The organism is Flexivirga sp. (assembly GCF_051955415.1).
GTDB lineage: Bacteria > Actinomycetota > Actinomycetes > Actinomycetales > Dermatophilaceae > Flexivirga.
The window spans coordinates 21,257-42,950 of the sequence record NZ_JBQCGS010000105.1 but is presented as its reverse complement, the minus strand read 5'-3'; the positions used below and the strand labels follow the sequence as shown (position 1 = coordinate 42,950).

Below are 21,694 nucleotides of genomic sequence, written 5' to 3'. Positions count from 1 at the left end.
GGTGCTCGATCACGAGCAGGTGGTGGACCAGCCCGACAAGTGGCACGACTGGTACGGCGACCGGCCGACCTGGGTTTTCACACACCGCGCCCTCCCCACCGTCCCGGGCGCGGACATCCGCTTCGTCTCCGGAGACGTCGCCGACCATCGTGACGCGGTGAGCGCGTCCGCCGGCGAGCGGAAGGTGTGGCTGCTCGGTGGCGGTGAGCTGGTCGGGGCGTTCGACGATGCCGGTGCCCTGGATGAGATCTGTCTCGGGATGGTCCCCGTCGCGCTCGACACCGGAGCGTCGATGCTGCCGCGCCGCATCACGTCGGAGCGGCTGTCTCTCGTCGACGTGCGGCAGGTGGGGCAACGAATCGACGTGCGCTACAAAGTCGCTCGCCGGCCGGCGTGACACACCAGGCGGCGCGCCTCAGTCCCTCGTGAGATCGACCCAGTAGCGGCGGATCGTGCCGTGGTCGGGCGTCTCGCGGACGTCCTCGAGCACGCCACCGTTGCGTTCGATGGTCCGCGCCGAGCCGGTGTTGTCCTGCTGACAGGTCACCAGAAGCCGCTGCAGGCCAAGGCTTCTCGCCTGCTCGAGGGATAGCTTCAGCGCAGCCGTTGCGACACCCTGACGGCGAGCGGACGGGCGGACGCCATACCCGATGTGACCGCCGACGGCGAGCAGGAAGTCGTTGAGCCGGTGCCGTAGCGAGATCGACCCGAGGATGCGCGTCGGTTCCCGTTCGTCGACGATCCAGGACAACGTGTCGTGGACGCGATCCGGCGGGAGATCGGTGCCCTCGTCGGCGTAGGAGGCGCGTGTGGCGACCCATGCGCTGAACTGCTCGCGGTCCTGGAGCGCGGCGTCGCTGACGGAGTCGGTCGCGAAGCCGTCACGGTGGCCTTCGCCGAACTCGAACGCGCACTCCAGGAACTCCTCGTGCAGCTGAACAGTGGGCTGTATCAGGCGAATTCGCGAAACGACGGAGTCCTGGTCCATTGCTGCATGATCACACGGTAGACCGGGAGTGGACCACCGGGGTTTCCGGCAGTGAGAGCTCAGCCCGGGCCGCTGGGGTGGGTGAGGTCGTAGGCGCGCGAGAGCTTCTGGGGCACCACCATCCGCCAGGCGTCGACGACCAGCTCCCGGGCCTCGACCGGGTCCAGCGACGCGAGCCGGGCGTGGACCCAGTTGAATCGCAGATCGGACGTCGACGGCAGTTCGAACTTCTCGGGCTCACTCGCGACCAGGTCTGCCCGCTCCTGCTTGGGGAAGCCGAAGCCCATCACGGTCTCGTCCGGGGAGAAGGCGACATAGACGATCTGACCGACCCGGAACTTCAACCTGCCGCGCACGTGGACCGGGTAGGAGCGCTCCAGGTCGTTGCCCAGCGCCAGGACGTCCTCGACAGCAGCCATGGCCGGCGGCGCTTCAGGCGTTCCTCGAACGCATCGACATGACGTCGCTGACCAGACCCTCGGCATACGCGGCGTCGGCGGGGAGCGCGAACACGACGTGGTGGTAGATCGGCGCGATGACGTGGTTGAGCACCTGCTCGACCGAGGGCGTGCTCTCGCCGCGGGCCGTCGCGCGGCTGATCATCTCGGCGAGTTGCTCCCGGCGCGCCGTCCAGCACGGGCACGCGTCCAGGAGCACCCCGTCGCGCGCGTTGACCATGGCGCGCAAGTAGCGGGTGCGGCGTGGCCGGACGATGTCCTCGGTGAGGACCCGCGCCCACTCGCGCAGGTCGCCCTCCAGCGACCCGGTGTCGGGCAGGACCTCGTCCTCGCGGGTGAACGCCGCGACGGCGACCTCCTCGAGCAGGGCATCGATGTCGCCCCAGCGCCGATAGACGCTCGTCGGATTGACGCCGGCGAGTTCGGCGACCATCGGAATGGTGATCTGATCGGGGCGCTGTGTTGCCATCAGCTTGCCGACGGCGCTGTAAACGGCGTCCTGCACGCGGGCGCTCCGGCCGCCGGGGCGGCGCTTCACGGGCGTGGACTGGTGTTTGGACGCCGTCGACATACCTGCCATTATTGCAGTGCGCTTGGCATTAGTGCCACCGGAGGCGTACTGTCTGCGACTAAAGCAATAACCATCGCAATTAGCGAGGTTTGTATGTCGTACCGCCTGTCCCGCCCTGTCGGCTTCGTCGTCGCCGGCCTGGCGCTGCTCGGACTGATGGCCGGCGCCGCAGCACCGTCGCCGCTCTACCCGGTCTACCAACAGCTCTGGGGTTTCTCGTCTTTCACGCTCACGGTGATCTTCGCCGTGTATGTCGTGGCCCTGCTCGGCACCTTGCTCACCATCGGCTCGATGGCGGATCACGTCGGCCGGCGGCCGATGCTCGTCGGCGGGCTGCTGTTGCTCGCGGTCGCCATGGTGATCTTCGCGAACGCCGGTGGCGTGGGCGCGCTGCTGCTCGCGCGAATCATCCAGGGCGTCGCCACCGGGGCCATCACCGGCGCGGTCAGCGCACTGATCCTGGACCTGCAGCCCAGCTCGCACACCGGCTCCATCGTGACCGGCGGCGCACCGGGCTTCGGGCTCGCGCTCGGTGCGGCATTGGCCGGTGCCCTGGTGCAGCACGCGCCGTGGCCCCGGGAGCTGGTCTTCTGGGTCATGTTCGGCTGCTACGTGCTCCTTGCCCTCGTCGCGCTGCTTGCGCCGGAGGATGCGCGGCCACGGGCCGGCCGTCGCACGCTCGCACGAGCATTGCGGCCGAGCGTCGGAGTCGCGGCCGAGGCACGCTCCACGTTCGTCGCCTGGGCGCCCGCGCTCGCGGCCACCTGGGCACTGGGTGGCCTCTACCTCTCCCTCGGCTCGTCCGCGGTCTCGCGACTGTTCGGCGTCGGTGACCACTTCGTCGTCGGGCTGGTGCTGGCAACCTTCTTCGCGCCGGCAGGGCTGGTGCTGCTGGTGATCCACCTCGTGCCGCAACCCGCGCGCCGCCCGCTCGGACTGGGCTCGCTGGGCGGGGGAGTGGTGCTCACCATCGCGGGCGTGCTGCTGAGTTCCAGCGCGGTATACGTCATCGGGTCGGCCGTGGCCGGGGTCGGGTTCGGCGTCACCTTCCAGGCCGCGGTCGCCGCCATCGCCGCAGTGACCCCCGCGGACAAGCGCGCCCAGACCTTCGCGGCGACCTACGTGCTGGGCTACACGGCGTTCAGCGTGCCGGCCGTCGTCGCCGGCCTCGCGGCCCAGGACTGGGGCCTGCGGCCCACGCTGATCGGGTACGGCGTCCTGGATGTCGCCCTCGTCGCGGCCGCGGCGCTGCTGGCGGTGCGAGGTGCCCGGCGCGCCGCGACGGCGTGCCCGCAGGCGCAACCGGTTCCCGCATGCCCCGAGGCTCGATGAGCGCTCGGTGTCAGAGCCGGGCGAGGTGGGTGGAGCACGGTCGAGCGCAGACAGCACCCGTCGGTGCTGTTGTCTAGGCTTGACCCCGAGATGAGCAGCCTTTTCGACGACCTCCCCCTGCCCGGCCTCCCTTCCGACGCTGCCTCCGCGACAGTGCCCACCAAGCAGCCCACCAAGCAGCCCACCGATGTCGACGAGCGAGGAGTGCCGACGTGGGCGAGCCTCGGTAAGGAGGCTCCGCGTGCCGCCGACAAACCGGCCGGCCCGTCGATGGCGGATCCGGAGAGTCTCGTCGCCGGCCTCAATCCGCAGCAGCGCGAGGCGGTGCTGCACGAGGGCCCGCCCTTGCTCATCGTCGCCGGCGCAGGCTCCGGCAAGACCCGGGTGCTGACGCACCGCATCGCCCACCTGATGGCCGCACGTCACGTGCAGCCCGGACAGATCCTGGCGATCACCTTCACCAACAAGGCTGCGGCCGAGATGCGCGAGCGCGTCGAGGCCCTGGTCGGTCCGGTGGCCCGCTCGATGTGGGTCTCCACCTTCCACTCCGCCTGCGTGCGGATCCTGCGTCGGGAAGCCACCAAGGTCGGGCTCAAGTCGACGTTCTCCATCTACGACGCCGCGGACAGCCAGCGGATGATGGCGCTGGTGATGCGGGACCTGGACCTCGATCCCAAGCGCTTCCCGCCGCGGTCGTTCAGTCATCAGGTCAGCAACCTCAAGAACGAACTGATCGACGAGAAGACCTACGCCTCGCAGGTCGTCGAGGGCACCCATCAGGAGCGGACGCTGGCCGAGGCCTACTCGTCATACCAACGTCGGCTGCGGCAGGCCAACGCGCTCGACTTCGACGACCTGATCATGACCACGGTCAACATCATGCGGGCCTTCCCGGACGTCGCCGAGCACTACCGGCGGCGCTTCCGGCACGTGCTGGTCGACGAATACCAGGACACCAACCACGCTCAGTACGCGTTGGTGAAAGAGCTTGTCGGGCATGAGGTCTCGGACGCCGCTCTGGGTCAGGTCCCGCCGGCCGAGCTGTGCGTGGTGGGCGACGCGGACCAGTCCATCTACGCCTTCCGGGGCGCCACCATCCGCAACATCGTGGAGTTCGAGCAGGACTACCCCGACGCGCACACCATCCTGCTGGAGCAGAACTACCGATCCACCCAGAACATCCTGCAGGCGGCCAACGCCGTCATCGCCAAGAACGAAGGGCGCCGCCCCAAGAACCTCTGGTCGGAGTCGGGTGCGGGCGCGCAGATCATCGGGTATGTCGGGGACTCCGAGCACGACGAGGCCGCCTTCGTCGCCCGCAGCATCGACCAGCTCGGCGACGGGCACGGAGTCAAGCCCAAGGACGTGGCCGTCTTCTACCGCACCAACGCCCAATCGCGTGCGCTGGAAGAGGTTTTCGTCCGGGTCGGGCTTCCGTACAAGGTGGTCGGTGGCACGCGGTTCTACGAGCGGCGTGAGGTCAAGGACGCGCTGGCCTACCTGCGAGTGGTGTCCAACCCGGCCGACACGGTCAACCTGCGCCGCATCCTCAACGTGCCCAAGCGCGGCATCGGCGACCGGGCCGAGGCGTGTGTCTCGGCATTGGCCGAACGCGAACGCATCCCGTTCATCGCAGCTCTCGGCCGCGCGGGAGACGCACCGGGCATCGCCACCAGGTCCGTCACCTGCATCAACGCCTTCACCGCCTTGTTGGAGTCGCTGCGCACGGTGCACGAATCCGAGGACACCGGCGTGGGGGAGCTGTTGGAGGCAATTCTGGATCAGACCGGCTATCTGTCGGAGTTGCGTCGCAGCCCCGACCCGCAGGACGAGACCCGCGTGGAGAACCTCGCCGAACTGATCGCAGTGGCAAAGGAATTCGACGACAACTACCCGGGCGGATCGCTGGAGGACTTCCTCGAGCAGGTGTCGCTGGTCGCGGACACCGACGAGATCCCGGACGAGGACGGCGAGGACGCCGGAGTCGTCACGCTGATGACGTTGCACACGGCCAAGGGGCTGGAGTTCCCGGTCGTGTTCCTGACCGGCATGGAAGACGGCACGTTCCCGCACCTGCGGGCACTCGGCGACCCCAAGGAGCTGGAAGAGGAGCGCCGGCTGGCGTATGTCGGCATCACCCGCGCGCGGGAGCGCCTGCACCTGTCACGCGCCGAGGTGCGCTCCGCCTGGGGTGCGCCGCAGTACAACCCGCCGTCACGATTCCTCGACGAGATCCCGTCCGGACTGGTCGACTGGCAGCGGGTCACCACCACAGCGACGCGTCCCTCCTCGACGCCGGCCGTCGCGCGGCTCGCCGCGAAGCCGGGCGTCCGCAGCCCCGGCAACCGGCCGATCATCTCCCTCGACGCGGGCGACAAGGTCACCCATGACACGTTCGGGCTCGGTTCGGTCATCCGCGTCGAGGGCCAGGGCGACCGGGCGATGGCGCACATCGACTTCGGTGGCGACACCGGGGTGAAGCGGCTGCTCTTGCGCTACGCGCCGGTCGAGAAGCTTTGACCCGCAGACTCGTTCCTCGTCTGCGTGTCAAAGCTGCTGATGTTGTTTGTCCGTCCTCCGGCCGGCACGGTGACCCGCAGACTCGTTCTTCGTCTGCGTGTCAAAGCTGCTGATGCTGTTTGTCCGTCCTTCGGCCGGCACGGTGGAGGCGCTCAGTAGATCCCGTGCGCTCTGAGCCAGGGAGTCGGGTCCACCGCCACGCCGTCCAGATGGATCTCCAGGTGCAAGTGGGGACCGGTCGAGATCCCGGTGCTGCCCGAGCGCCCGACCAGTTGTCCGCGCGAGACCCGCTGACCGGGCACGACGTCGACGCGGGACATGTGCCCGTAGACGCTCTGGGTGCCGCCGCCGTAATCGATCGTCACATGGATGCCGAGGCCCGAGACCCAGCCGGTCGACATGACGGTGCCGGTGTGCATCGAGCGCAGCGCAGTGCCCCAGGCGACCGCGAAGTCGTCGCCCCGGTGGTAGGTCGAACCGATCCCGCCGGGGGATACGCGCGCGCCGAAGCCGGACACCATCGGTCCGGCGCAGCCGGCGACCGCGCAGGTCCAGACATCAGCCGACGTCTCGGACACGGTCTTGCTGTTCGCCGCGGTCGCGGTGGTCGCCGCTGCCGACGCACCGTTCGTGTCCGGTCGGGCGGGCGCACGGTCCCGTGACGCCGCCCCGGGCAGTGACCGCTCAGGGGTCACGACGGGTGACGGCTGTACGGCGCTCGTGGTGATCGTTGCCGCGCTCGCGTCGTAGAGCCCGGGGTCCATGGCCAGGCTCCGGCCGCCGAACGGCATCGGCGCGATGCCCGAGACCACGACGCCGCCGACGGTCGCTGCGAGGGCGACCCCGGTGGGCAGGCCCACCCGGCGCAGTCTCCGGCCGCGAACGGACGCCGCGCGGTGACGACCACGTGCCCGGCCCTGCTTCAGGCGGTGCCGGCCCTCGTACCTGCTCATCGGTCAGTGTTCATCGGTCAGTGGACATCGGTCGGTGGTCATCGATCTGCGTTCGGGAGGTGTCGGGGCAGGGGGCGCGCACCCGCACCATCCTAGAAGTTGCGTACTGCCGCGGTAGGTCGAGGGTCGACCGGGATCCGTCGGACCGGCCGCACTGATCCCGGGCCGCGTCGCCGCCGCGCAACAGGCCATCGACGAACGGCTCGGTGACGGTGCCTTCCTGTATGTCGAGCGGGGGTACGACACCGCCGGATTCTGGGTGTTCGTGCTCATCGGCGGCGTCTTCGGGCTACTCGTGCTGGTGGCGACGTTGACCTCCACCGCGATGTCGAATGCCGAATCCCACGCGGACAGTGCGACATTCGCGTCTCTGGGCGCGCCGCCGTCGCTGCGGCAGCGGCTCTGGCTGCCATCGCCACGCGAGGCCGCGTCCCGATGACCCGCCGCCTCACCTGACGCCCGGATCTTTGAGACGAGGTGGTGAGCGCTGGGCCAGAGGGGACCGTATCGCGTGAGATCAGTCACGTACCGGCCGGTATCCCTGGGCCCCACCTGTGCGGGTGGCCGCCGGGCTACTAGCATCCGACCTGGACAACGAGGTCCCGGACACGCCGTCCAGCGGCCGTCACGGCGACCTTCATCCCTTCAGAAGTTCATCACGAATCAATGAGGGGGCCTGCCTCGTACCGCGCTCGCCGCCATACGGCGACCGGCCGGTCCGCGGGGTCGACTCCCGGGACGAGGACGGATTCCGCGTGGATCTTTTCGAATATCAGGCGCGCGACATGTTCGAGGCGCACGGCGTGCCGGTGCTCGCCGGCAAGACCGCCACGACGCCGGAGCAGGCCGAGCAGGCTGCTGCCGAGATCGGGGCTACCTCCGGTGGCGTGACCGTGGTCAAGGCGCAGGTCAAGACCGGTGGCCGAGGCAAGGCCGGCGGCGTGAAGGTCGCCAAGTCGCCGGAGGAAGCGCGGGACCGCGCCAGCGAGATCCTCGGCATGGACATCAAGGGCCACACCGTCGGCACGGTGATGATCGCCCAGGGTGCGGACATCAAGGAGGAGTACTACTTCTCCGTCCTGCTCGACCGGGCCAACCGCAGCTACCTTGCGATGTGCAGCAAGGAGGGCGGCATGGAGATCGAGCAGCTGGCCGTCGAGCGCCCCGAGGCCCTCGCCCGCGTCGCCGTCGACCCCAATGTGGGCATCGACGCGGCCAAGGCGCAGGAGATCGTGGACGCCGCCGGTTTCGATGCCGAGCTCGGCGCCAAGATCGCCCCCGTGCTGGAGAAGCTGTGGGACGTCTACCGCGAGGAGGACGCCACCCTGGTCGAGGTCAACCCGCTGGTGCAGACCGGCGCGGGCGACATCGTGGCGCTGGACGGCAAGGTCACCCTCGACGCCAACGCCGACTTCCGCCACCCCGACCACGCGGCGCTGGAGGACAAGGGTGCCGCGGGCCCGCTCGAGGCCAAGGCCAAGGAGAAGGGCCTCAACTACGTCAAGCTCGACGGTCAGGTCGGCATCATCGGCAACGGCGCGGGCCTGGTCATGTCCACCCTCGACGTGGTCGCCTACGCCGGTGAGCAGTATGACGTCAAGCCCGCCAACTTCCTGGACATCGGCGGTGGCGCCAACGCCCAGGTGATGGCCGACGGCCTGGACGTCATCCTCGGCGACGAGCAGGTGAAGTCGGTCTTCGTCAACGTCTTCGGTGGCATCACCGCGTGTGACGAGGTCGCCAACGGCATCAAGGGCGCCCTGGAGATCCTCGGCGACAACGCCACGAAGCCGCTGGTCGTGCGCCTCGACGGCAACAACGTCGACAAGGGCCGGGCGATCCTCGACGAGCTCGACCACCCGCTGGTGACCCAGGTCGACACCATGGACGGCGCCGCGGCCCGAGCCGCCGAGCTCGCCTCCAAGTGACCGCTGACGGCATACGAACTTAAGGAAAAGCAAGCAATGGCAATCTTTTTGGATGCTGACAGCAAGATCATCGTCCAGGGCATGACCGGAGGCATGGGCTCCAAGCACACGGCGCTCATGCTCGAGGCCGGCTCCAACATCGTCGGCGGCGTCAACGCCCGCAAGGCCGGCACCACCGCCGAGATCGGCGGCCAGCAGCTGCCCGTCTACGGCACCGTGAAGGAGGCCATGGAGGCCACCGGCGCCAACGTGTCGGTCGCGTTCGTGCCGCCGAAGTTCGCCAAAGACGCCGCGATCGAGGCCATCGACGCCGAGATCCCGCTGCTGGTCGTCATCACCGAGGGCATCCCGGTCAAAGACAGTGCCGAGTTCTACAACTACTCCATCGGCAAGAAGACCCGCATCATCGGCCCGAACTGCCCCGGCATCATCACCCCGGAGGAGTCGCTGGCCGGCATCACCCCGCACACCATCGCGGGCAAGGGCCCGATCGGCCTGGTGTCCAAGTCAGGCACGCTGACCTACCAGATGATGTACGAGCTGCGTGACTTCGGCTTCACCACGGCGATCGGCATCGGCGGCGATCCGGTCATCGGCACCACGCACATCGACGCACTCGAGGCGTTCGAGGCCGACCCGGACACCAAGGCGATCGTGATGATCGGTGAGATCGGCGGCGACGCCGAGGAGCGCGCTGCGGCATACATCAAGGAGCACGTGACCAAGCCCGTCGTCGGGTATGTCGCGGGCTTCACCGCCCCTGAAGGCAAGACCATGGGCCACGCGGGCGCCATCGTCTCCGGGTCGTCCGGCACCGCCGCGGCGAAGAAGGAGGCCCTGGAGGCCGCGGGCGTGAAGGTCGGCAAGACGCCGTCCGAGACCGCCGAGCTGATGCGCGAGATCCTGAAGGAACTCGCCTGATCGAGCGGAGCACCGACTGACCGAGAGGAGTAGCGAATCCACTGGATTCGCTACTCCTCTCGGTCGTTTGCTACTCCTCTCGGTCGCGTGGCACCACTGGGCCCGTGGACCCTGGGACAGATCCACGCCGGTCGGTAGCGTCGAACCTCCATACGCCTCCTCCGCCGACCGGGACAGGAGCCTCTCGATGATCAGACGTTGCGTCGCGCCGTGGCGTTCCGTCCGGACCAGGGACGAACGCGGCCAGGGCAGCCTGGAGTATGTCGGCATGATCGCCCTCGCGGCGCTGCTCGTGCTGGCCATCGTCGCCGCGTTCGGCAAGGGCACCAGCCTCGCCGACGTCGTCGGTGGAGCCCTGAGCAAGATCACCGGGATCTGATCGGTCACCTGCTGCGTCCAAGCGCGGACGTCCATGGTCGAGAGGAGGTGTGCCGGATGAGCCGTGCGATGCGCGTCGTATGTCGTGGAGCGAAGGACGAGAGCGGTCAGGTGGCCACCGGCCTGATCATCTGCTCGGTGCTGGCACTGGTCGCCGTGACGTTCTGGGTGATGCTGCCGATCGGCTCCGCCGTCAACCAGAAGTCCGCCACCCAGAACGCTGCCGACGCCGCAGCTCTGGCGGGAGCAGGCACCGTCATCGACCACGTCGTCGAGGATCTGGCGACGCTGCCGGTCGGACCGTTCGAGCCGCAGACCTTCTCCTGCGGGCTGGGGGAGTCCGAGGCCCGCAGGCTCGCGACGGACAACGGATCCCGGGTGACCAGTTACTGCTACGACTGGCGGTCCGACCGGGCGACGGTCGACGTGGCATCCATCGCGGCATTGTCCGGCGGGCAGCACTCGAAGGCGAAGGCCGTCGCCCGCACCGGAGTCCTGTGGGGCGCCTGCCACTTCGACGACCTGCCGACCTCCAGGCCATCGCCCACTCCGACCCCGAGCTCGAGCGCCTCGAGTTCTCCCTCGCCGAGCAGCAGCGCGCCGGCCGAGCCGGTGCGGCTCGTGTGCGGCGGTATGACGATCGACTACGACCTCCAAGACGGGCAGCTCGTCCTGCACGATCCGCAGGCGCTGCGCAATATGTTGAAAGCTCGCCTGGTGGAGTGAGCGACGCCATCGAGTTCGTTGATGTGAGCTGCCAGAGAAAGGAACCACCCGACGTGTTTTCCAGTGTGCGAGCCCGAGGAGGAGCCGTCATCGCGTCCGCCGCCGTACTCCTGGCCGGTGCCGCGGCCGTGCCCGCCTCCGCGGCGGACGACGGATCCGGCGACATACCCGTCGCGGGCACGTTCGTCTACAGCAGCTACAACGATCCGTCCGAGGAAGTCGTGCACGGCGCCATCCACGCCGTCGTCCGCGTGCCCGGCGGCACGGCGGTCTACTACTCGATCGGCGGCAAGGGCGCCAAACCCGGCGCCGTCATGCCCGGCAAGGGCATCGGCACGCCCTACCAGATCGGCGCGGCATGGTCGGTCGCGGTGGTCGACACCAAGGACCTGAAGTACTACCTTCCGTTGGCCACCGACGACCGCAAATGCTTGTGCAGCAACCAATCCGACGTCACCGACTATGCGGGGACGACCGCACCCGAGGTCGGTTGGGCGCTCCTGCCACCGCTGCCGCAGGACCTCACCAGCGTCACCGTGCAGTTCGGCTACGGCAACCTCGTCGTCGACGTGCCGGTCACCGACACGTTGCCCGCGCCCGCGACGGCGGCGTCGCCGGTGATGCTCGGCAAGGGATGGCCTCAGCTGCCCGACGCAGCAACGATCAAGCGAGCCGATGCACAGCAGTCGATCCGGCCGCTGGTCAGCAATGTCGCCGACCCGGACACGGCGACCAAACGGACGGCGGACCGCACCGCGATCTCGGTGGACACCGATGTCCTCTTCGCCTACGGGAAGGCCGACCTGACACCGCAGGCCCAGGGCACGCTGCACAAGGTCGCGGCACAGCTGTCCGAGAAGGGCACCGGCAACGTGTCGGTCGTCGGCTACACCGACAGCACCGGCAGCGAGTCGTTCAACCAGACCCTGTCGGAGCAGCGAGCGCGTGCGGTCCGCCAGGCCTTGCAGAAGCTGGTGCACCAGCCCGAGCTGACCTACACCTCGTCCGGCACGGGCGAGAACGACCCGGTCGCCGACAACGCGACAGCGGACGGGCGCAAGCTCAACCGGAGGGTCACCGTCACCTTCACGACGGGAGGCCGGCGATGACCGGCGCATCGATCACCGCCACCCGCTTCGCCTCGTGCGCCGCCGCGGCGCTGTTGACCATCGCTGTCGCCGGCTGCAGCGACGACTCGCCGCGGGTGCACTCCTCATCCTCCGGAACCCCCCGCTCGACCCGCGCATCGGCAGAACCGTCCGGCGGATCCTCCGGTGCTTCGGCCCGGGGATCATCCGCGACCGACGCGGCGATCGCGAAGGTGATGGGCTCCAGCGACAAGTTGCCGGTGCTGGCCTCGAGCAAGGGCACCTTGCAGACGAGCACCGGGTCATCCGCGGTGATCGCAGAGGTGCTGCAGGTGAAGGCCTCGGCGGACGCGACCCGGGTCACCTGGCGGCTGAAGAGCGCCACATCCGCGACCGCGGACACCAAGTCGTTCCAGCTGGCGCGGCCGCCGTTGTTCGACACGCGGCAGCTCGGGGTGGTCGATCCGAAGACCAAGCACACGCTGCATCCCTACACATACGTGCCGGTGTCGGGACACGACGGGCAGGACAACGCGTGCGCGTGCAGTGACCTGCCCGACTCGGTCAACGCCGACGGCGCCGTCCTGTATGCCGTCCTTCCCGCGTTGCCCACCGGCACGACGTCGGTCAACGTCACCCTTCCCGGCTTCCACGACCTGACCGATGTGCGGGTGGGATCATGAGACGGCTGCCGGTGACCACTGCCGTGGTGGGAACGCTGCTGCTGGCCGCGGGGTGCGGAGGGGGATCCGGCGATGCCGGCACGTCCGCAGCACCGTCGACGTCGCTGCCGCCCTCGGCGACCAGCGCGGGGAAGCCGATCTTCCCGGCGTCGGACGGGCCCAGCGGCGCCGGCCGGCTCACCAGGGGACCGGTCTCGATCGCCATGCCGTCGACATTCGAGCAGCAGGGCGATCAGGTCCGGCAGAGCAGGTCCACGACCGTCACCTACGCCTCCAACCGTCGCGAGGGCGGTCAGCGGGTCGCCATCGGCATGACCTGGTCACACGGCGAGGACACCAAGTCGGCGGAGCAGGAAGCGAAGGCGTTCCGTGGCCAGTTGCTCGATGTCGAGCACGTCAAGGATCTGCGGATGGTCAAGGTGGCGTGGCCCGGGCTGCGGGCCGCCTACCAATTCGCCTACACCGATCACAACGTGTCGCCCGGTGTGCAGACGTTCGTGCTGATGGGCAGCACCGCCGCCGGGCAATTCGTCTCGGTCACGGCGAAGGCGCCACCATCGTTGGTCGGGCCCTTGCAGGTCGAGACCATTTGCGGATCCCTGCGCAGCACGTCGGCACAAAAATGAACTGAACGCGACATACGAACGTTCGTGAAATGGCGAGAATAATGGCCGCCTCCTTGATGGAGGCGGCCATTGTCTGTGCTGTGGCCGGTGTTCAGCCGCCGATGCCGGTGATGTCGCTGATCGCGCCGGCCACCTTGGTGGCGAGCGTCTTGCCGTTGCCGAATGCCCCGACGATCGCCATGACCAGCAGCGCCGCCAGAGCGATCATGCCGACGTATTCCAGTGTGCCCTGCCCCTTTTCGGCGCGCTCCTCGAATGCCTTGACGAGCCGGACGCGGGTTGCCACGAGTGCACGAGTCATTGGTTTTCTCCTTGAACAATTCACGGGATGATTTGTCGGGAAGAATGCTCCCGTCCCCCACGGGGATTTGTTGTGCTGATGAGGAAAACATTAGGCGCGAGGTCGATTCGACGGCAGGGCCTGCGGGCCCATTCCCGGGCCCATCTGCACCCGACGCACACAACGGAACGGATTGTCAGGTCAGCCACAAGGACACTGCGGCGGAGCGGGTGGTGACACCGAGTTTGGCGAAGATGTGGTTGACGTGGTTCTTGACCGTCTTCTCGGCCAGGAAGAGCTTGCCGGCGATCTCACCGTTGGCCAGTCCGGCGGCGATGAGGTCCATGATCTCCAGTTCGCGCCTGCTGAGGCCGTAGATGTCGTGCCGGCTCGCGTCGGGAGTGGGTGCGGACTCGGTGAGTGCGCTGTGCACGGCGTCGATCGCGGCCTGGGACAGGACCGAGCCGCCCTGCGCGACCGATCGGATGGCCGCCGAGAGTTCGGTCGGTGAGAACGCGCCGTGGACCAGGTAGCCGCGGGCGCCGGCGGTCAGTGCGCCGCGCACGACGTCGGGTGCGTCGGAGTAGGTGAGCATCAGCACCTGGGTGACATCGTGGACGTCCTGGGCGACGCTGATCCCGTCCGTGAACGGCATGCGCACGTCGACCAGTGCGACGTCGGGCCGTTCGCGGCGGATGAGGTCGATGGCGGCACGGCCGTCGCCGGCCTCGCCGACCACCTCCAGGCAGGCGTCGACCTCGAGCATGTTGCGCAGCCCGACCCGGATGATCTCGTTGTCGTCCACCACTGCGACGCGCAGCCGCGCCCGGTCGGGGCGGGAAGTGGTGCGGTGGGTGTCGATGGTGGTCATGACGGCGGATGCTCCTTCATCGGGGGAGGGAGAGCTGGACGATGGTGCCTCGGGGCGCGCGCGGCGCGACCGACAGCGACCCCTCGGCGGCAGCGGCCCGTTCGTACATCCCGAGCAGCCCGAAGCGTTTGCGCTGCACGGCCGCGGCCGGACTGTCGGCGAATCCCACGCCGTCGTCCTCGATGCTGAGCGCCACGTGGCGTGCGTCGCCGGCGAACACCACGTCGACCGCCTGTGCCTCGGCGTGCCGCTGCACGTTCTCCAGCGCCTCGGCGAGCACGGCCAGCACGACCTCCCGCCGGTGATCGTCGACGTCGGCGACCCCTTCGCTGCGGGTACGGACGGGTATGCCGGTCGCCTCGGACCACTGGTGGCACCGCTCGGTGAGCACTTCGAGCAACGGTCGGTCGGTCTGGTGCGTGCGCAGGCCGACGAGGATGGCCCGCGCCTCCTGTGCGCCGCGTTCGGCGTGTGCGGCGAGGTCGGCGGCCAGCGAGTTCGCGCGCAACGCATCGTGCTCGATCCAGTGCGGCAGCGATGCCGCCGACAACGCGATGCCGTGCATCGTCTTGCCCAGCGAGTCGTGCATGTCGCGCGCCAGCCGGGCGCGTTCGTCGGCCGCGACCCGCTCGCCCTGCACGCGCTGCAGCTCGAGGAGCATCTCGGTCAGCTGCCGGGTGCCGTGGCTGATGGCGCCGCCGATGCCGGCCATTGCCAGATAGACGAACGGCACCCCCACCGTCGCGATGTATGGCGACTGCGCCAGACCCCCGTGCGCCTCGACGGCGCTGAGGTAGCCCAGTTGCAGGATGAACAACAGCAGCGCGGACACGAACCACGGGAAGAGCGCGCCGATGAGCAGCGCCGCCGGGAACGTCGCGAGCAGCAGCACGTTGTCCGGTCCGGCGACCGAGATCATGGTGATGACGACACCGACGTCCAGCACCGCCAGTGACGGGTGGCGTTGCAGCCAGCCGATCCCGTCCACCCGATCGGTGATGCCGACGAAGGTCAGGGCCGCGAGGAGCAGCGCCCACACCCAGAAGTCGGCCCGCCGGCTGCCGGCCAGCGACGCGGCGACCGCCAGCACCAGCGCCACGAGGCGGATGAACAGGGCACTGCGGACCACTGTCCGGAAGAGCCGGTTCGACAGTGGCGCAGCGGGATTCGCACGGTCAACCAAGGAGGCCCCCGAGGTCGGCGCCGGAGCCGATGATGATGCCGACCAGCACCATGATGAGCACGCCCGGGACGAGGACGAGCGACGTGATCAGCGTGATCTGCGGGGCGGCCCGGGCCGCTGTGCGCCGCATCCGCTGGGCCGACTCGCGCCGCATGTCCGAGGCGATCGTGTTGAGGGTGTCCGCCAGCGGCGCCCCGAGTTCCTCCGACTGCAGGAAGGCCGCGACGAACTGCGTCATCGACGCGGCGGCGTTGCGCTCCTTCAACCCGGTGAAGGCCTGGCGGATGCTCGCGCCGTTCTGCAACTGGCCGAGCACGATCGTGATCTCGTCGCCGAGCGGTCCGTCGAAGCGCGCGCCGACCCGGGCCAGTGCCGGCCGGAACGCGACACCGGCCTTGACGGTCACCGCCAGAATGTCCAGGAAGTCCGGCAGATCGTTGTCGATCGCCTCGCGCCGTCTGCGGCGAGCGCCGCTCAGCCCGCCGAACGTCATCAACAGCGGCACCCCGAGCGGACCGGTCGCCAGGACGAGGTTGCCCTGGCCGAGGAAGATCAGGCTCAGCGGTATGGCGAGGACGTACCACATGACGAGTCGGCGTAGGAACGAGTCGACCGTCATACCGTTCGGCCGGCCCGCCTCGTTGATCCGCCGCTGCAGGTCGGTGGTGCGCTTGGGCCCGAGCGCGCGCCGCACGATCGGCACCCATCGGGACGCCAACTTCTCCAGCGGTCGCAACCCCTTGGCCTCCTCCTGCTGGGCGCCGCGCAGCAGTACCAGGTCCTCCACCGCCAGGCCGTCAGCGGCATCCGAACGCATCCGCCGGTAGCCGACCAGGAAGAGCACGAAGCAGATCGTCAGGCCCAGTCCCGCGGCGACCGGCATCCAGGACGCGACCAGGTGGCCGCTCATGGCTCGATCCTGGTGATGCGGCGGATGAGGAACAGGCCGAGCGCGTAGAGACCGCCGGAGACGATCAGGGCGACCTGGCCGAACGTCGAGGTGGTCATCTTCTCGACCGTGCCCGCGTTGATGGTGTTGAGCATGACCAGCATCAGCAGACCCATCGCGGCGACCATGTAGCCGGTCAGCGTCGCCTGCGCGAGCGTGGTGCGGATCTCCCGACGCGTCTCCTTGCGCGCCTCCAGGGTGTCGGCGATGTCCCGCAGTGAGGACACCAGGGACCCGCCGCTGCGCGAGGAGACGAGCAGCGTCGACACGAGCACCTGGATCTCGCGGGACGGCAGCCGGTCGTGGATGCCGGTCAGGCCGTTCTCCAACGAGTCGCCGAACTGCATGGCCCGGGCGACCCGGGACAGTTCCTCCGACGCCGGCTCGGCCAGTTCGTCCGAGGCGAGCGAGATGGCGGTCCGGATCGACAGTCCGGCGCCGGTGGCGTTGGCGAGCACCCGGGCCAGCTCGGGCATCTGCAGGATGAACGCCTCGCGCCGGCGCTCGCGGGCCCGGCGCAGGAAGACCCGCAGTCCCTGGACCGTCAGGGCGAGTCCGAGGACGCCGAAGGCGGGTGCCAGCAGCTTGTCGAGGACCAGGGCGACGAGGAAGGCCGACGCAGCGGTCACCAGGACGACGTGCAGCGGCGCCCGCTTGACGCCGGCGAGGGCCAGCTGTGTGGCCACCCATCGGCCGGGGCGGGTCCGCCGGAAGCGGGCGTCGAGTGAGCTGAGACCGTGGGACCGCGGGGCGTCGTCGTCGGCCAGGATGAGGTCGTGCAGCCGGGCTCGCTCGCTCAGCACGCCGGCGATGTCCCGCACGCCGGCGACGAAGACCGCCGCCACCGTCAGCGTGGCGAGCAACAACAGGGCGGGGCTGTTCATCGGCGCTCCTCGACCGGTATGTCGTCCGGCAGCCGCTCACCGGCGGCGGCCAATCGGTCGCGTAACCGGGGCAACGCGGCGCCGACGACGAATCGTCCTGAGCCGGAAGCATTCTCGGCACTGGCCGGTTCCCAGCGCATCAGCGACCGCAACCGGAACGGCTCGTCATACTCGGAGGTGACGTAGTCGCAGGAGACGACCCGGCGGGTGCCGTCGGAGCCGCGTTGCAGCTGGACGATCACGTCGACCGCCTGGTTGACCTGCTCGTGCAACGCGGGGAACGGGATCTCGACGTCGCTCATGGAGGCCAGGGTCTGCAGCCGGGTCAGTGCGTCGCCGGCGGTGTTGGCGTGCACGGTCGTCAGCGAACCCTCGTGACCGGTGTTCATCGCCTGCAACATGTCCAGCGCTTCCCCGCCCCGGCACTCCCCGACGACGATCCGGTCGGGCCGCATCCGCAGCGAGTTGCGCACCAGCTCACGGATCGGCACCGCGCCGGTGCCCTCGACGTTGGCGGGCCGGGTCTCCAGTCGGATGACGTGCTCCTGCTCGAGCGACAGCTCCGCCGCGTCCTCGATGGTGATGATGCGTTCGTGCTCGGGGATGAATGCCGACAGGGCGTTCAGCATGGTGGTCTTCCCGGAGGCGGTGCCGCCGGAGACGATCACGTTCAGGCGAGCCCGGACGCAGCGTCGCAGCAGTTCCGCCGTGGTGGCGTCGAGGGTGCCGCGGGCCAGCAGCTCGCCCAGGCCGTAGGCCTTCGGGAAGAGCCGGATGGTGACGACCGGCCCGTTCAGCGCGAGCGGCGGAAGGACGACGTGCACCCGGGCGCCACGCGGCATCCGTGCATCGGGTGGCAGCCGGGCGTCGACCATCGGATTCGATTCGTCCACCCGGCGATTGACGGTCGAGACGATCCGGTCGATGGTCTGCACCAGTTGTTCCTCGCTGGAGAACGCCGAGGGGATCCGCTGCAACGTGCCGAAGCGTTCGACATACAGCTCGTGGTGACCGTTGATCATGATCTCGCTGATGGTGTCGTCGGCCAGCAGCGGTTCGAGCACGCCGAGACCGACTGCTTCGTCGACGACCCGCCGGACCAGTTGATTGCGTTGCCGTGAGCTGAGGATGAGGCCTTCGCGGGAGACCAGGTGGGCCATGACCCGCTCGAGCCGCACCCGGCGTTGCGAGGCGTCCATCCGGCTCAGCTCGCCCAGGTCGATCTCGTCCAGCAGGATCGCCTTGAACCGCCGGATCACCGCCTCGTCGGCGTCACCGACGGCGGATGCGCCCTGGCGCACGGGCCGGGCAGGTGCGGCGCGGCGTTCGTCGGACGCGGTCGAGAAGTGCCCTCTCATGGCATCACCACCGTCTTGGTGACGTCGTCCAGCGGCAGCACGCTCAATCGCGGGATGTGCACCGTCACCGACGCCGCATGGTGCGGGCCATGGACGGTGACCCGGACCGGGTGGATGCCGGACGGCAGCGACCGGCGCGCGGCTGCGGCCGGGTCGTCTCCGAGCGAATAGGCGCGCGCGGCGGCGCGAGCGGCGGACTCCGTGGCATGTGCCGTGTATGCCGCTGCGACGAACTGCAGGACCAGCGAGGCGACCAGCGCAACCAGCGGCAGCAGGCCGACGACCTCGATGCTGGCAACCCCGTGTTCCCGAGCGGACGAGACTCGCTTCCTGAGCGGGGTGGTCACGGTTCCTGCACCACCTTGCGCGTGGCGTCGATCGACCAGGGGCCGGAGAACAGGCCCGGGACCAGCAGCGGCACCTTGACGTGGACGCTGACGACGCCGTTGCTCGGCGCACTGCCGTTCGGTGCGACGCTCATCCCCTCGCGGAAGTAGCTCGGAACCTGCTGGTAAGCGGTCGGTCCGGGTGCGTGACCGAGCGAGGCCTGCCGGGCCGCGGCGTCGGCGGCGTGCGATGCGTAGATGGACGACATGCCGACCAGAGCGATCTGCCACAGGAAGACGCAGACCAGCAGGATGGTGGGCAGCAGGCCGACCGTCTCGATGCTGATCTGTCCCGACTCCGCGCCGGACCCGTCGGTGTCGCGCCGCCGACGCCTGCCGCGCCCGCGGCGTTGCGTGCGCCGGCTGCTGATCTCGGCCTGGATCGCCTCGGCCGCCACGTCCGTTCGCGGCTGCACCGGCACCAGCTCGATCTCCTTGCCGATGGCGCGCAGTGCCTTCCACCACGAGCTCTCCCGCACGGTCAGCGGGTCGCGGGAGTTGACCGCTGCCTCGAGCTGCTTGTGCAACGACGGCAACGCGACCGAGATCACCGGCGCCTGGGCGAGACGGTGGACCAGGTCTGCCTGGATCGCATTGCGTCTGCTGCTGCTGTTGACCAACACGCGCGTCGTGTCGGCCTTGCGGACGCCGAGTCCGTCCCAGGAGTCGAGGTTGCGGCGCACACCGCGCAGCGACAGGACGTCCGGGGTGGTCACCACGACGACCTCGTCGGCGAGTTCGACGGCGGCCACCTGGGTCGGTGTGACGTGGGAGCCGCCGTCCACGATGACCAGGTCGTAGGCCTGCCGAAGGGTGGCGATGATGACTCGCACCGATTGCGGCGTGATGAATTCGACGTCCTGCACCTGGTGCGGTGTCAGCAGCAGGTGCAGGCCGGAGTCGTGCGGCACGACGGCGTCAGCGACCGTGCGGACGTTCAGATCATCGCTGACTCTGGCCACGTCCGCGATCGAGGTGCGGTAGCGGACGTCGATCAGACTCGAGACGTCACCCTTCTCCAGGTCCAGGTCGAGCAGTGCGACGCGGAAGTCGGGCACCTCGCGCGCGACATCGAGCGCGAGATGGGTGGCCACCGTCGAGGTGCCGACGCCGCCCTTGGAGCCGGTGAAGCAGATGACTCGTGCACCGATCGCACCGACTGGATCATGAGGAGCGGCAACCACATCGCTCATAGCGCGTGACCACTCCGCGGCCGCGCGCATCCGTGCCTCGACCTTTTCGAAGGCCAGCGGGTAGGTCAGGATGCCTCGTGCGCCGGCTTCGACGAGCGGCATCAGCGACTCGGGCGAGGGATCCCCGCAGACCACGATCGCCGACATGGTCGGTCGACGCAGGGACAGCTCGCGCACCACGTCGATGGCCGGCTGTGGGCCGATCGCGTCGTGCAGGATCACCACCTCGGGCTCCAAACGAATGACCGCAGAGCTGAATTCACTGGTCGTCTCGGCGATGTAGCCGATCTCCAGATCGCCGATCTCGTCCAGCTGGGAACGCAGTTCATAGGCAAGAGCCTGATCGGCGCAGCCGATCACCACGCTGTTGGTCATTTCGATCCCTCCGGCACTGCTTTGCCGCCGAGCTTGTTCGCGTCATACGGGCCGTCCGTGCTGGGGTCCTGCTCGCCGACCGGTGGCAGCTTCACGACGCGCAGGTCGGCGGCGAAGGCGGCGGCGTAGGTCACCGCGAGGGAGTCCTGCGCGGTCAACGCCAAGGTCACCGCGATGAAATTCGCCGGTGCGCTGCTCGTGCCCTTGGCGGATGACGAATTCTGCTCTGTCTGTGGTGAACTCACGGTCACGACCTTCACATCGTGGACCAGCACACGCACCTGTTTGGACAGACCTTCCACGTCCGCGTAGACGGCGTAGGCGTCGACCGCGTCGCCGGCGCGCAGGGTCGTGGCGCCACCGGTCACGGCATCGACCTTGATGGTGATGAACCGCTCGTGCCGGGTCTGATCGGTCGGCGGCACCAACAGGTCCGACGTCAACGTCGAGCCGGCGGAGATGCCGATCGCGAGCCGGTGGCCCACCACCTCGCTGGCGTCGGTGATCGCATGCGGGTCGACCCATCGCTTGGGCACCTCGACGGTCGTCAGGTCGCTCTGGCGGATCACCGCGAACGCGGCTCGTGACTTGTTGAGAGCCAGCACAGCGACTTTCGAACCGACCTGGGTGTTGATGTTGCTGACGTACGACGAGACGCCGGCGAAGACGCCGATGGCTCCGAGGACCGCAATGATGATCAACACCATGCCCCTGCGTTGGCGCGGGTTCATCGCTGTCTTTCCCTTCCGACGGGTGCGGCCCACCGGCCGTGTGTGGCGCGCATCTGCTGCGTGCCGTTACTCGAATGTCGATGTCCCAGAACACAAATCGGTTCCATCGATCCCACGGGGAGTGAGCACCGGGCGCGCGACGCTCCGCCCGGCACCAGCGTTGGCCACCGTGATCCGGTTGTGACAGGGACCGTGGGCCCACATCCGGTCCCAACCGTGCTGGGTCCGCTTTGGGGATCTCGGACCCACCGGCCGGGCCGGCTCCGCCGGAACGATGGCTGCTCGGGTCGGCGCAGGAGCCGATCGCTGGTC

25 protein-coding genes are annotated in these 21,694 nt (G+C 68.8%); 11 read left to right on the top strand and 14 right to left on the bottom strand.

Annotated elements, in window-relative coordinates; genetic code table 11:
• A partial coding sequence (locus ACTHL4_RS17270; RefSeq protein WP_440284006.1) for a dihydrofolate reductase family protein occupies nt 1-397 on the top strand: 397 nt, incomplete at its 5' end.
• Between the two features lie 18 nt (nt 398-415).
• Here the strand turns inward: ACTHL4_RS17270 and ACTHL4_RS17265 are convergent.
• Genes ACTHL4_RS17265 through ACTHL4_RS17255 form a run of 3 tightly spaced genes read right to left on the bottom strand, consistent with a single transcriptional unit; the run spans nt 416 to nt 2,017 of the window.
• Nucleotides 416-988 carry a GNAT family N-acetyltransferase gene (locus ACTHL4_RS17265; protein WP_440284005.1) on the bottom strand — a complete coding sequence of 191 codons (573 nt, stop codon included), beginning with the start codon at nt 986-988 and terminating at the stop codon, nt 416-418.
• Between the two features lie 59 nt (nt 989-1,047).
• Nucleotides 1,048-1,407, bottom strand: coding sequence for an MmcQ/YjbR family DNA-binding protein (locus tag ACTHL4_RS17260; protein ID WP_440284004.1), 360 nt, complete (start codon nt 1,405-1,407; stop codon nt 1,048-1,050).
• 13 nt (nt 1,408-1,420) lie between these two features.
• Nucleotides 1,421-2,017 carry a TetR/AcrR family transcriptional regulator C-terminal ligand-binding domain-containing protein gene (locus ACTHL4_RS17255; protein WP_440284003.1) on the bottom strand — a complete coding sequence of 199 codons (597 nt, stop codon included), beginning with the start codon at nt 2,015-2,017 and terminating at the stop codon, nt 1,421-1,423.
• A 93-nt stretch (nt 2,018-2,110) separates the two neighbouring features.
• Here ACTHL4_RS17255 and ACTHL4_RS17250 point away from each other — a divergent pair, with 93 nt between their 5' ends.
• Together ACTHL4_RS17250 and pcrA are read left to right on the top strand one after the other, a co-directional pair.
• Nucleotides 2,111-3,349 carry an MFS transporter gene (locus ACTHL4_RS17250; protein WP_440284002.1) on the top strand — a complete coding sequence of 413 codons (1,239 nt, stop codon included), beginning with the start codon at nt 2,111-2,113 and terminating at the stop codon, nt 3,347-3,349.
• Between the two features lie 90 nt (nt 3,350-3,439).
• Complete coding sequence (gene pcrA, locus ACTHL4_RS17245) at nt 3,440-5,869, top strand: DNA helicase PcrA (protein ID WP_440284001.1); 2,430 nt, start codon at nt 3,440-3,442, stop codon at nt 5,867-5,869.
• A 152-nt stretch (nt 5,870-6,021) separates the two neighbouring features.
• Here the strand turns inward: pcrA and ACTHL4_RS17240 are convergent, their stop codons facing one another.
• A complete protein-coding gene (locus tag ACTHL4_RS17240) occupies nt 6,022-6,822 on the bottom strand; it encodes a M23 family metallopeptidase (RefSeq protein ID WP_440284000.1) in 801 nt (266 codons plus the stop codon).
• A gap of 259 nt (nt 6,823-7,081) precedes the next feature.
• Here ACTHL4_RS17240 and ACTHL4_RS17235 point away from each other — a divergent pair, with 259 nt between their 5' ends.
• The 6 genes from ACTHL4_RS17235 (at nt 7,082) to ACTHL4_RS17210 (ending at nt 11,884) form a co-directional block, all read left to right on the top strand.
• Nucleotides 7,082-7,261, top strand: coding sequence for a hypothetical protein (locus ACTHL4_RS17235; RefSeq protein ID WP_440283999.1), 180 nt, complete (start codon nt 7,082-7,084; stop codon nt 7,259-7,261).
• A gap of 316 nt (nt 7,262-7,577) precedes the next feature.
• Nucleotides 7,578-8,750 carry an ADP-forming succinate--CoA ligase subunit beta gene (sucC, locus tag ACTHL4_RS17230; RefSeq protein WP_440283998.1) on the top strand — a complete coding sequence of 391 codons (1,173 nt, stop codon included), beginning with the start codon at nt 7,578-7,580 and terminating at the stop codon, nt 8,748-8,750.
• A 36-nt stretch (nt 8,751-8,786) separates the two neighbouring features.
• A complete protein-coding gene (sucD, locus tag ACTHL4_RS17225; RefSeq protein WP_440283997.1) occupies nt 8,787-9,671 on the top strand; it encodes a succinate--CoA ligase subunit alpha in 885 nt (294 codons plus the stop codon).
• 187 nt (nt 9,672-9,858) lie between these two features.
• Complete coding sequence (locus tag ACTHL4_RS17220) at nt 9,859-10,050, top strand: hypothetical protein (RefSeq protein ID WP_440283996.1); 192 nt, start codon at nt 9,859-9,861, stop codon at nt 10,048-10,050.
• Between the two features lie 56 nt (nt 10,051-10,106).
• On the top strand, nt 10,107-10,775 hold the full coding sequence (locus ACTHL4_RS17215; protein WP_440283995.1) for a pilus assembly protein TadG-related protein: 669 nt from the start codon (nt 10,107-10,109) through the stop codon (nt 10,773-10,775).
• A gap of 53 nt (nt 10,776-10,828) precedes the next feature.
• A complete protein-coding gene (locus ACTHL4_RS17210) occupies nt 10,829-11,884 on the top strand; it encodes an OmpA family protein (RefSeq protein ID WP_440283994.1) in 1,056 nt (351 codons plus the stop codon).
• On the opposite strand, the gene ACTHL4_RS17205 is transcribed toward ACTHL4_RS17210, so the two are convergent.
• Nucleotides 11,862-12,161 carry a hypothetical protein gene (locus ACTHL4_RS17205; RefSeq protein ID WP_440283993.1) on the bottom strand — a complete coding sequence of 100 codons (300 nt, stop codon included), beginning with the start codon at nt 12,159-12,161 and terminating at the stop codon, nt 11,862-11,864. The two genes, ACTHL4_RS17210 and ACTHL4_RS17205, sit on opposite strands and share 23 nt — an antisense overlap.
• Nucleotides 12,162-12,195: 34 nt before the next feature.
• Here ACTHL4_RS17205 and ACTHL4_RS17200 point away from each other — a divergent pair, with 34 nt between their 5' ends.
• Together ACTHL4_RS17200 and ACTHL4_RS17195 are read left to right on the top strand one after the other, a co-directional pair.
• Nucleotides 12,196-12,546 carry a hypothetical protein gene (locus ACTHL4_RS17200; protein ID WP_440283992.1) on the top strand — a complete coding sequence of 117 codons (351 nt, stop codon included), beginning with the start codon at nt 12,196-12,198 and terminating at the stop codon, nt 12,544-12,546.
• Nucleotides 12,543-13,172 carry a hypothetical protein gene (locus tag ACTHL4_RS17195; RefSeq protein WP_440283991.1) on the top strand — a complete coding sequence of 210 codons (630 nt, stop codon included), beginning with the start codon at nt 12,543-12,545 and terminating at the stop codon, nt 13,170-13,172. Before ACTHL4_RS17200 ends, ACTHL4_RS17195 begins: the two co-directional genes overlap by 4 nt.
• Before the next feature lie 91 nt (nt 13,173-13,263).
• On the opposite strand, the gene ACTHL4_RS17190 is transcribed toward ACTHL4_RS17195, so the two are convergent.
• From ACTHL4_RS17190 to cpaB, 9 genes are all read right to left on the bottom strand, one after another.
• A complete protein-coding gene (locus ACTHL4_RS17190; protein ID WP_440283990.1) occupies nt 13,264-13,473 on the bottom strand; it encodes a hypothetical protein in 210 nt (69 codons plus the stop codon).
• Between the two features lie 175 nt (nt 13,474-13,648).
• Nucleotides 13,649-14,323 carry a response regulator gene (locus tag ACTHL4_RS17185; RefSeq protein ID WP_440283989.1) on the bottom strand — a complete coding sequence of 225 codons (675 nt, stop codon included), beginning with the start codon at nt 14,321-14,323 and terminating at the stop codon, nt 13,649-13,651.
• 16 nt (nt 14,324-14,339) lie between these two features.
• The gene (locus tag ACTHL4_RS17180; protein ID WP_440283988.1) at nt 14,340-15,506 is read right to left on the bottom strand and encodes a sensor histidine kinase; all 1,167 of its coding nucleotides are present in this window, start codon (nt 15,504-15,506) and stop codon (nt 14,340-14,342) included.
• A complete protein-coding gene (locus ACTHL4_RS17175; protein ID WP_440283987.1) occupies nt 15,499-16,416 on the bottom strand; it encodes a type II secretion system F family protein in 918 nt (305 codons plus the stop codon). The genes ACTHL4_RS17180 and ACTHL4_RS17175 overlap by 8 nt, the downstream gene beginning before the upstream one ends.
• A complete protein-coding gene (locus tag ACTHL4_RS17170) occupies nt 16,413-17,339 on the bottom strand; it encodes a type II secretion system F family protein (RefSeq protein ID WP_440283986.1) in 927 nt (308 codons plus the stop codon). The genes ACTHL4_RS17175 and ACTHL4_RS17170 overlap by 4 nt, the downstream gene beginning before the upstream one ends.
• On the bottom strand, nt 17,336-18,697 hold the full coding sequence (locus tag ACTHL4_RS17165; protein WP_440283985.1) for a CpaF family protein: 1,362 nt from the start codon (nt 18,695-18,697) through the stop codon (nt 17,336-17,338). The genes ACTHL4_RS17170 and ACTHL4_RS17165 overlap by 4 nt, the downstream gene beginning before the upstream one ends.
• Nucleotides 18,694-19,044, bottom strand: coding sequence for a hypothetical protein (locus tag ACTHL4_RS17160; RefSeq protein WP_440283984.1), 351 nt, complete (start codon nt 19,042-19,044; stop codon nt 18,694-18,696). Before ACTHL4_RS17160 ends, ACTHL4_RS17165 begins: the two co-directional genes overlap by 4 nt.
• Nucleotides 19,041-20,651: an AAA family ATPase gene (locus ACTHL4_RS17155; RefSeq protein WP_440283983.1), complete on the bottom strand. Its 1,611-nt coding sequence runs from the start codon at nt 20,649-20,651 to the stop codon at nt 19,041-19,043. The genes ACTHL4_RS17160 and ACTHL4_RS17155 overlap by 4 nt, the downstream gene beginning before the upstream one ends.
• On the bottom strand, nt 20,648-21,382 hold the full coding sequence (gene cpaB / locus ACTHL4_RS17150) for a Flp pilus assembly protein CpaB (protein ID WP_440283982.1): 735 nt from the start codon (nt 21,380-21,382) through the stop codon (nt 20,648-20,650). The genes ACTHL4_RS17155 and cpaB overlap by 4 nt, the downstream gene beginning before the upstream one ends.
• Between the last annotated feature and the right edge of the window lie 312 nt (nt 21,383-21,694).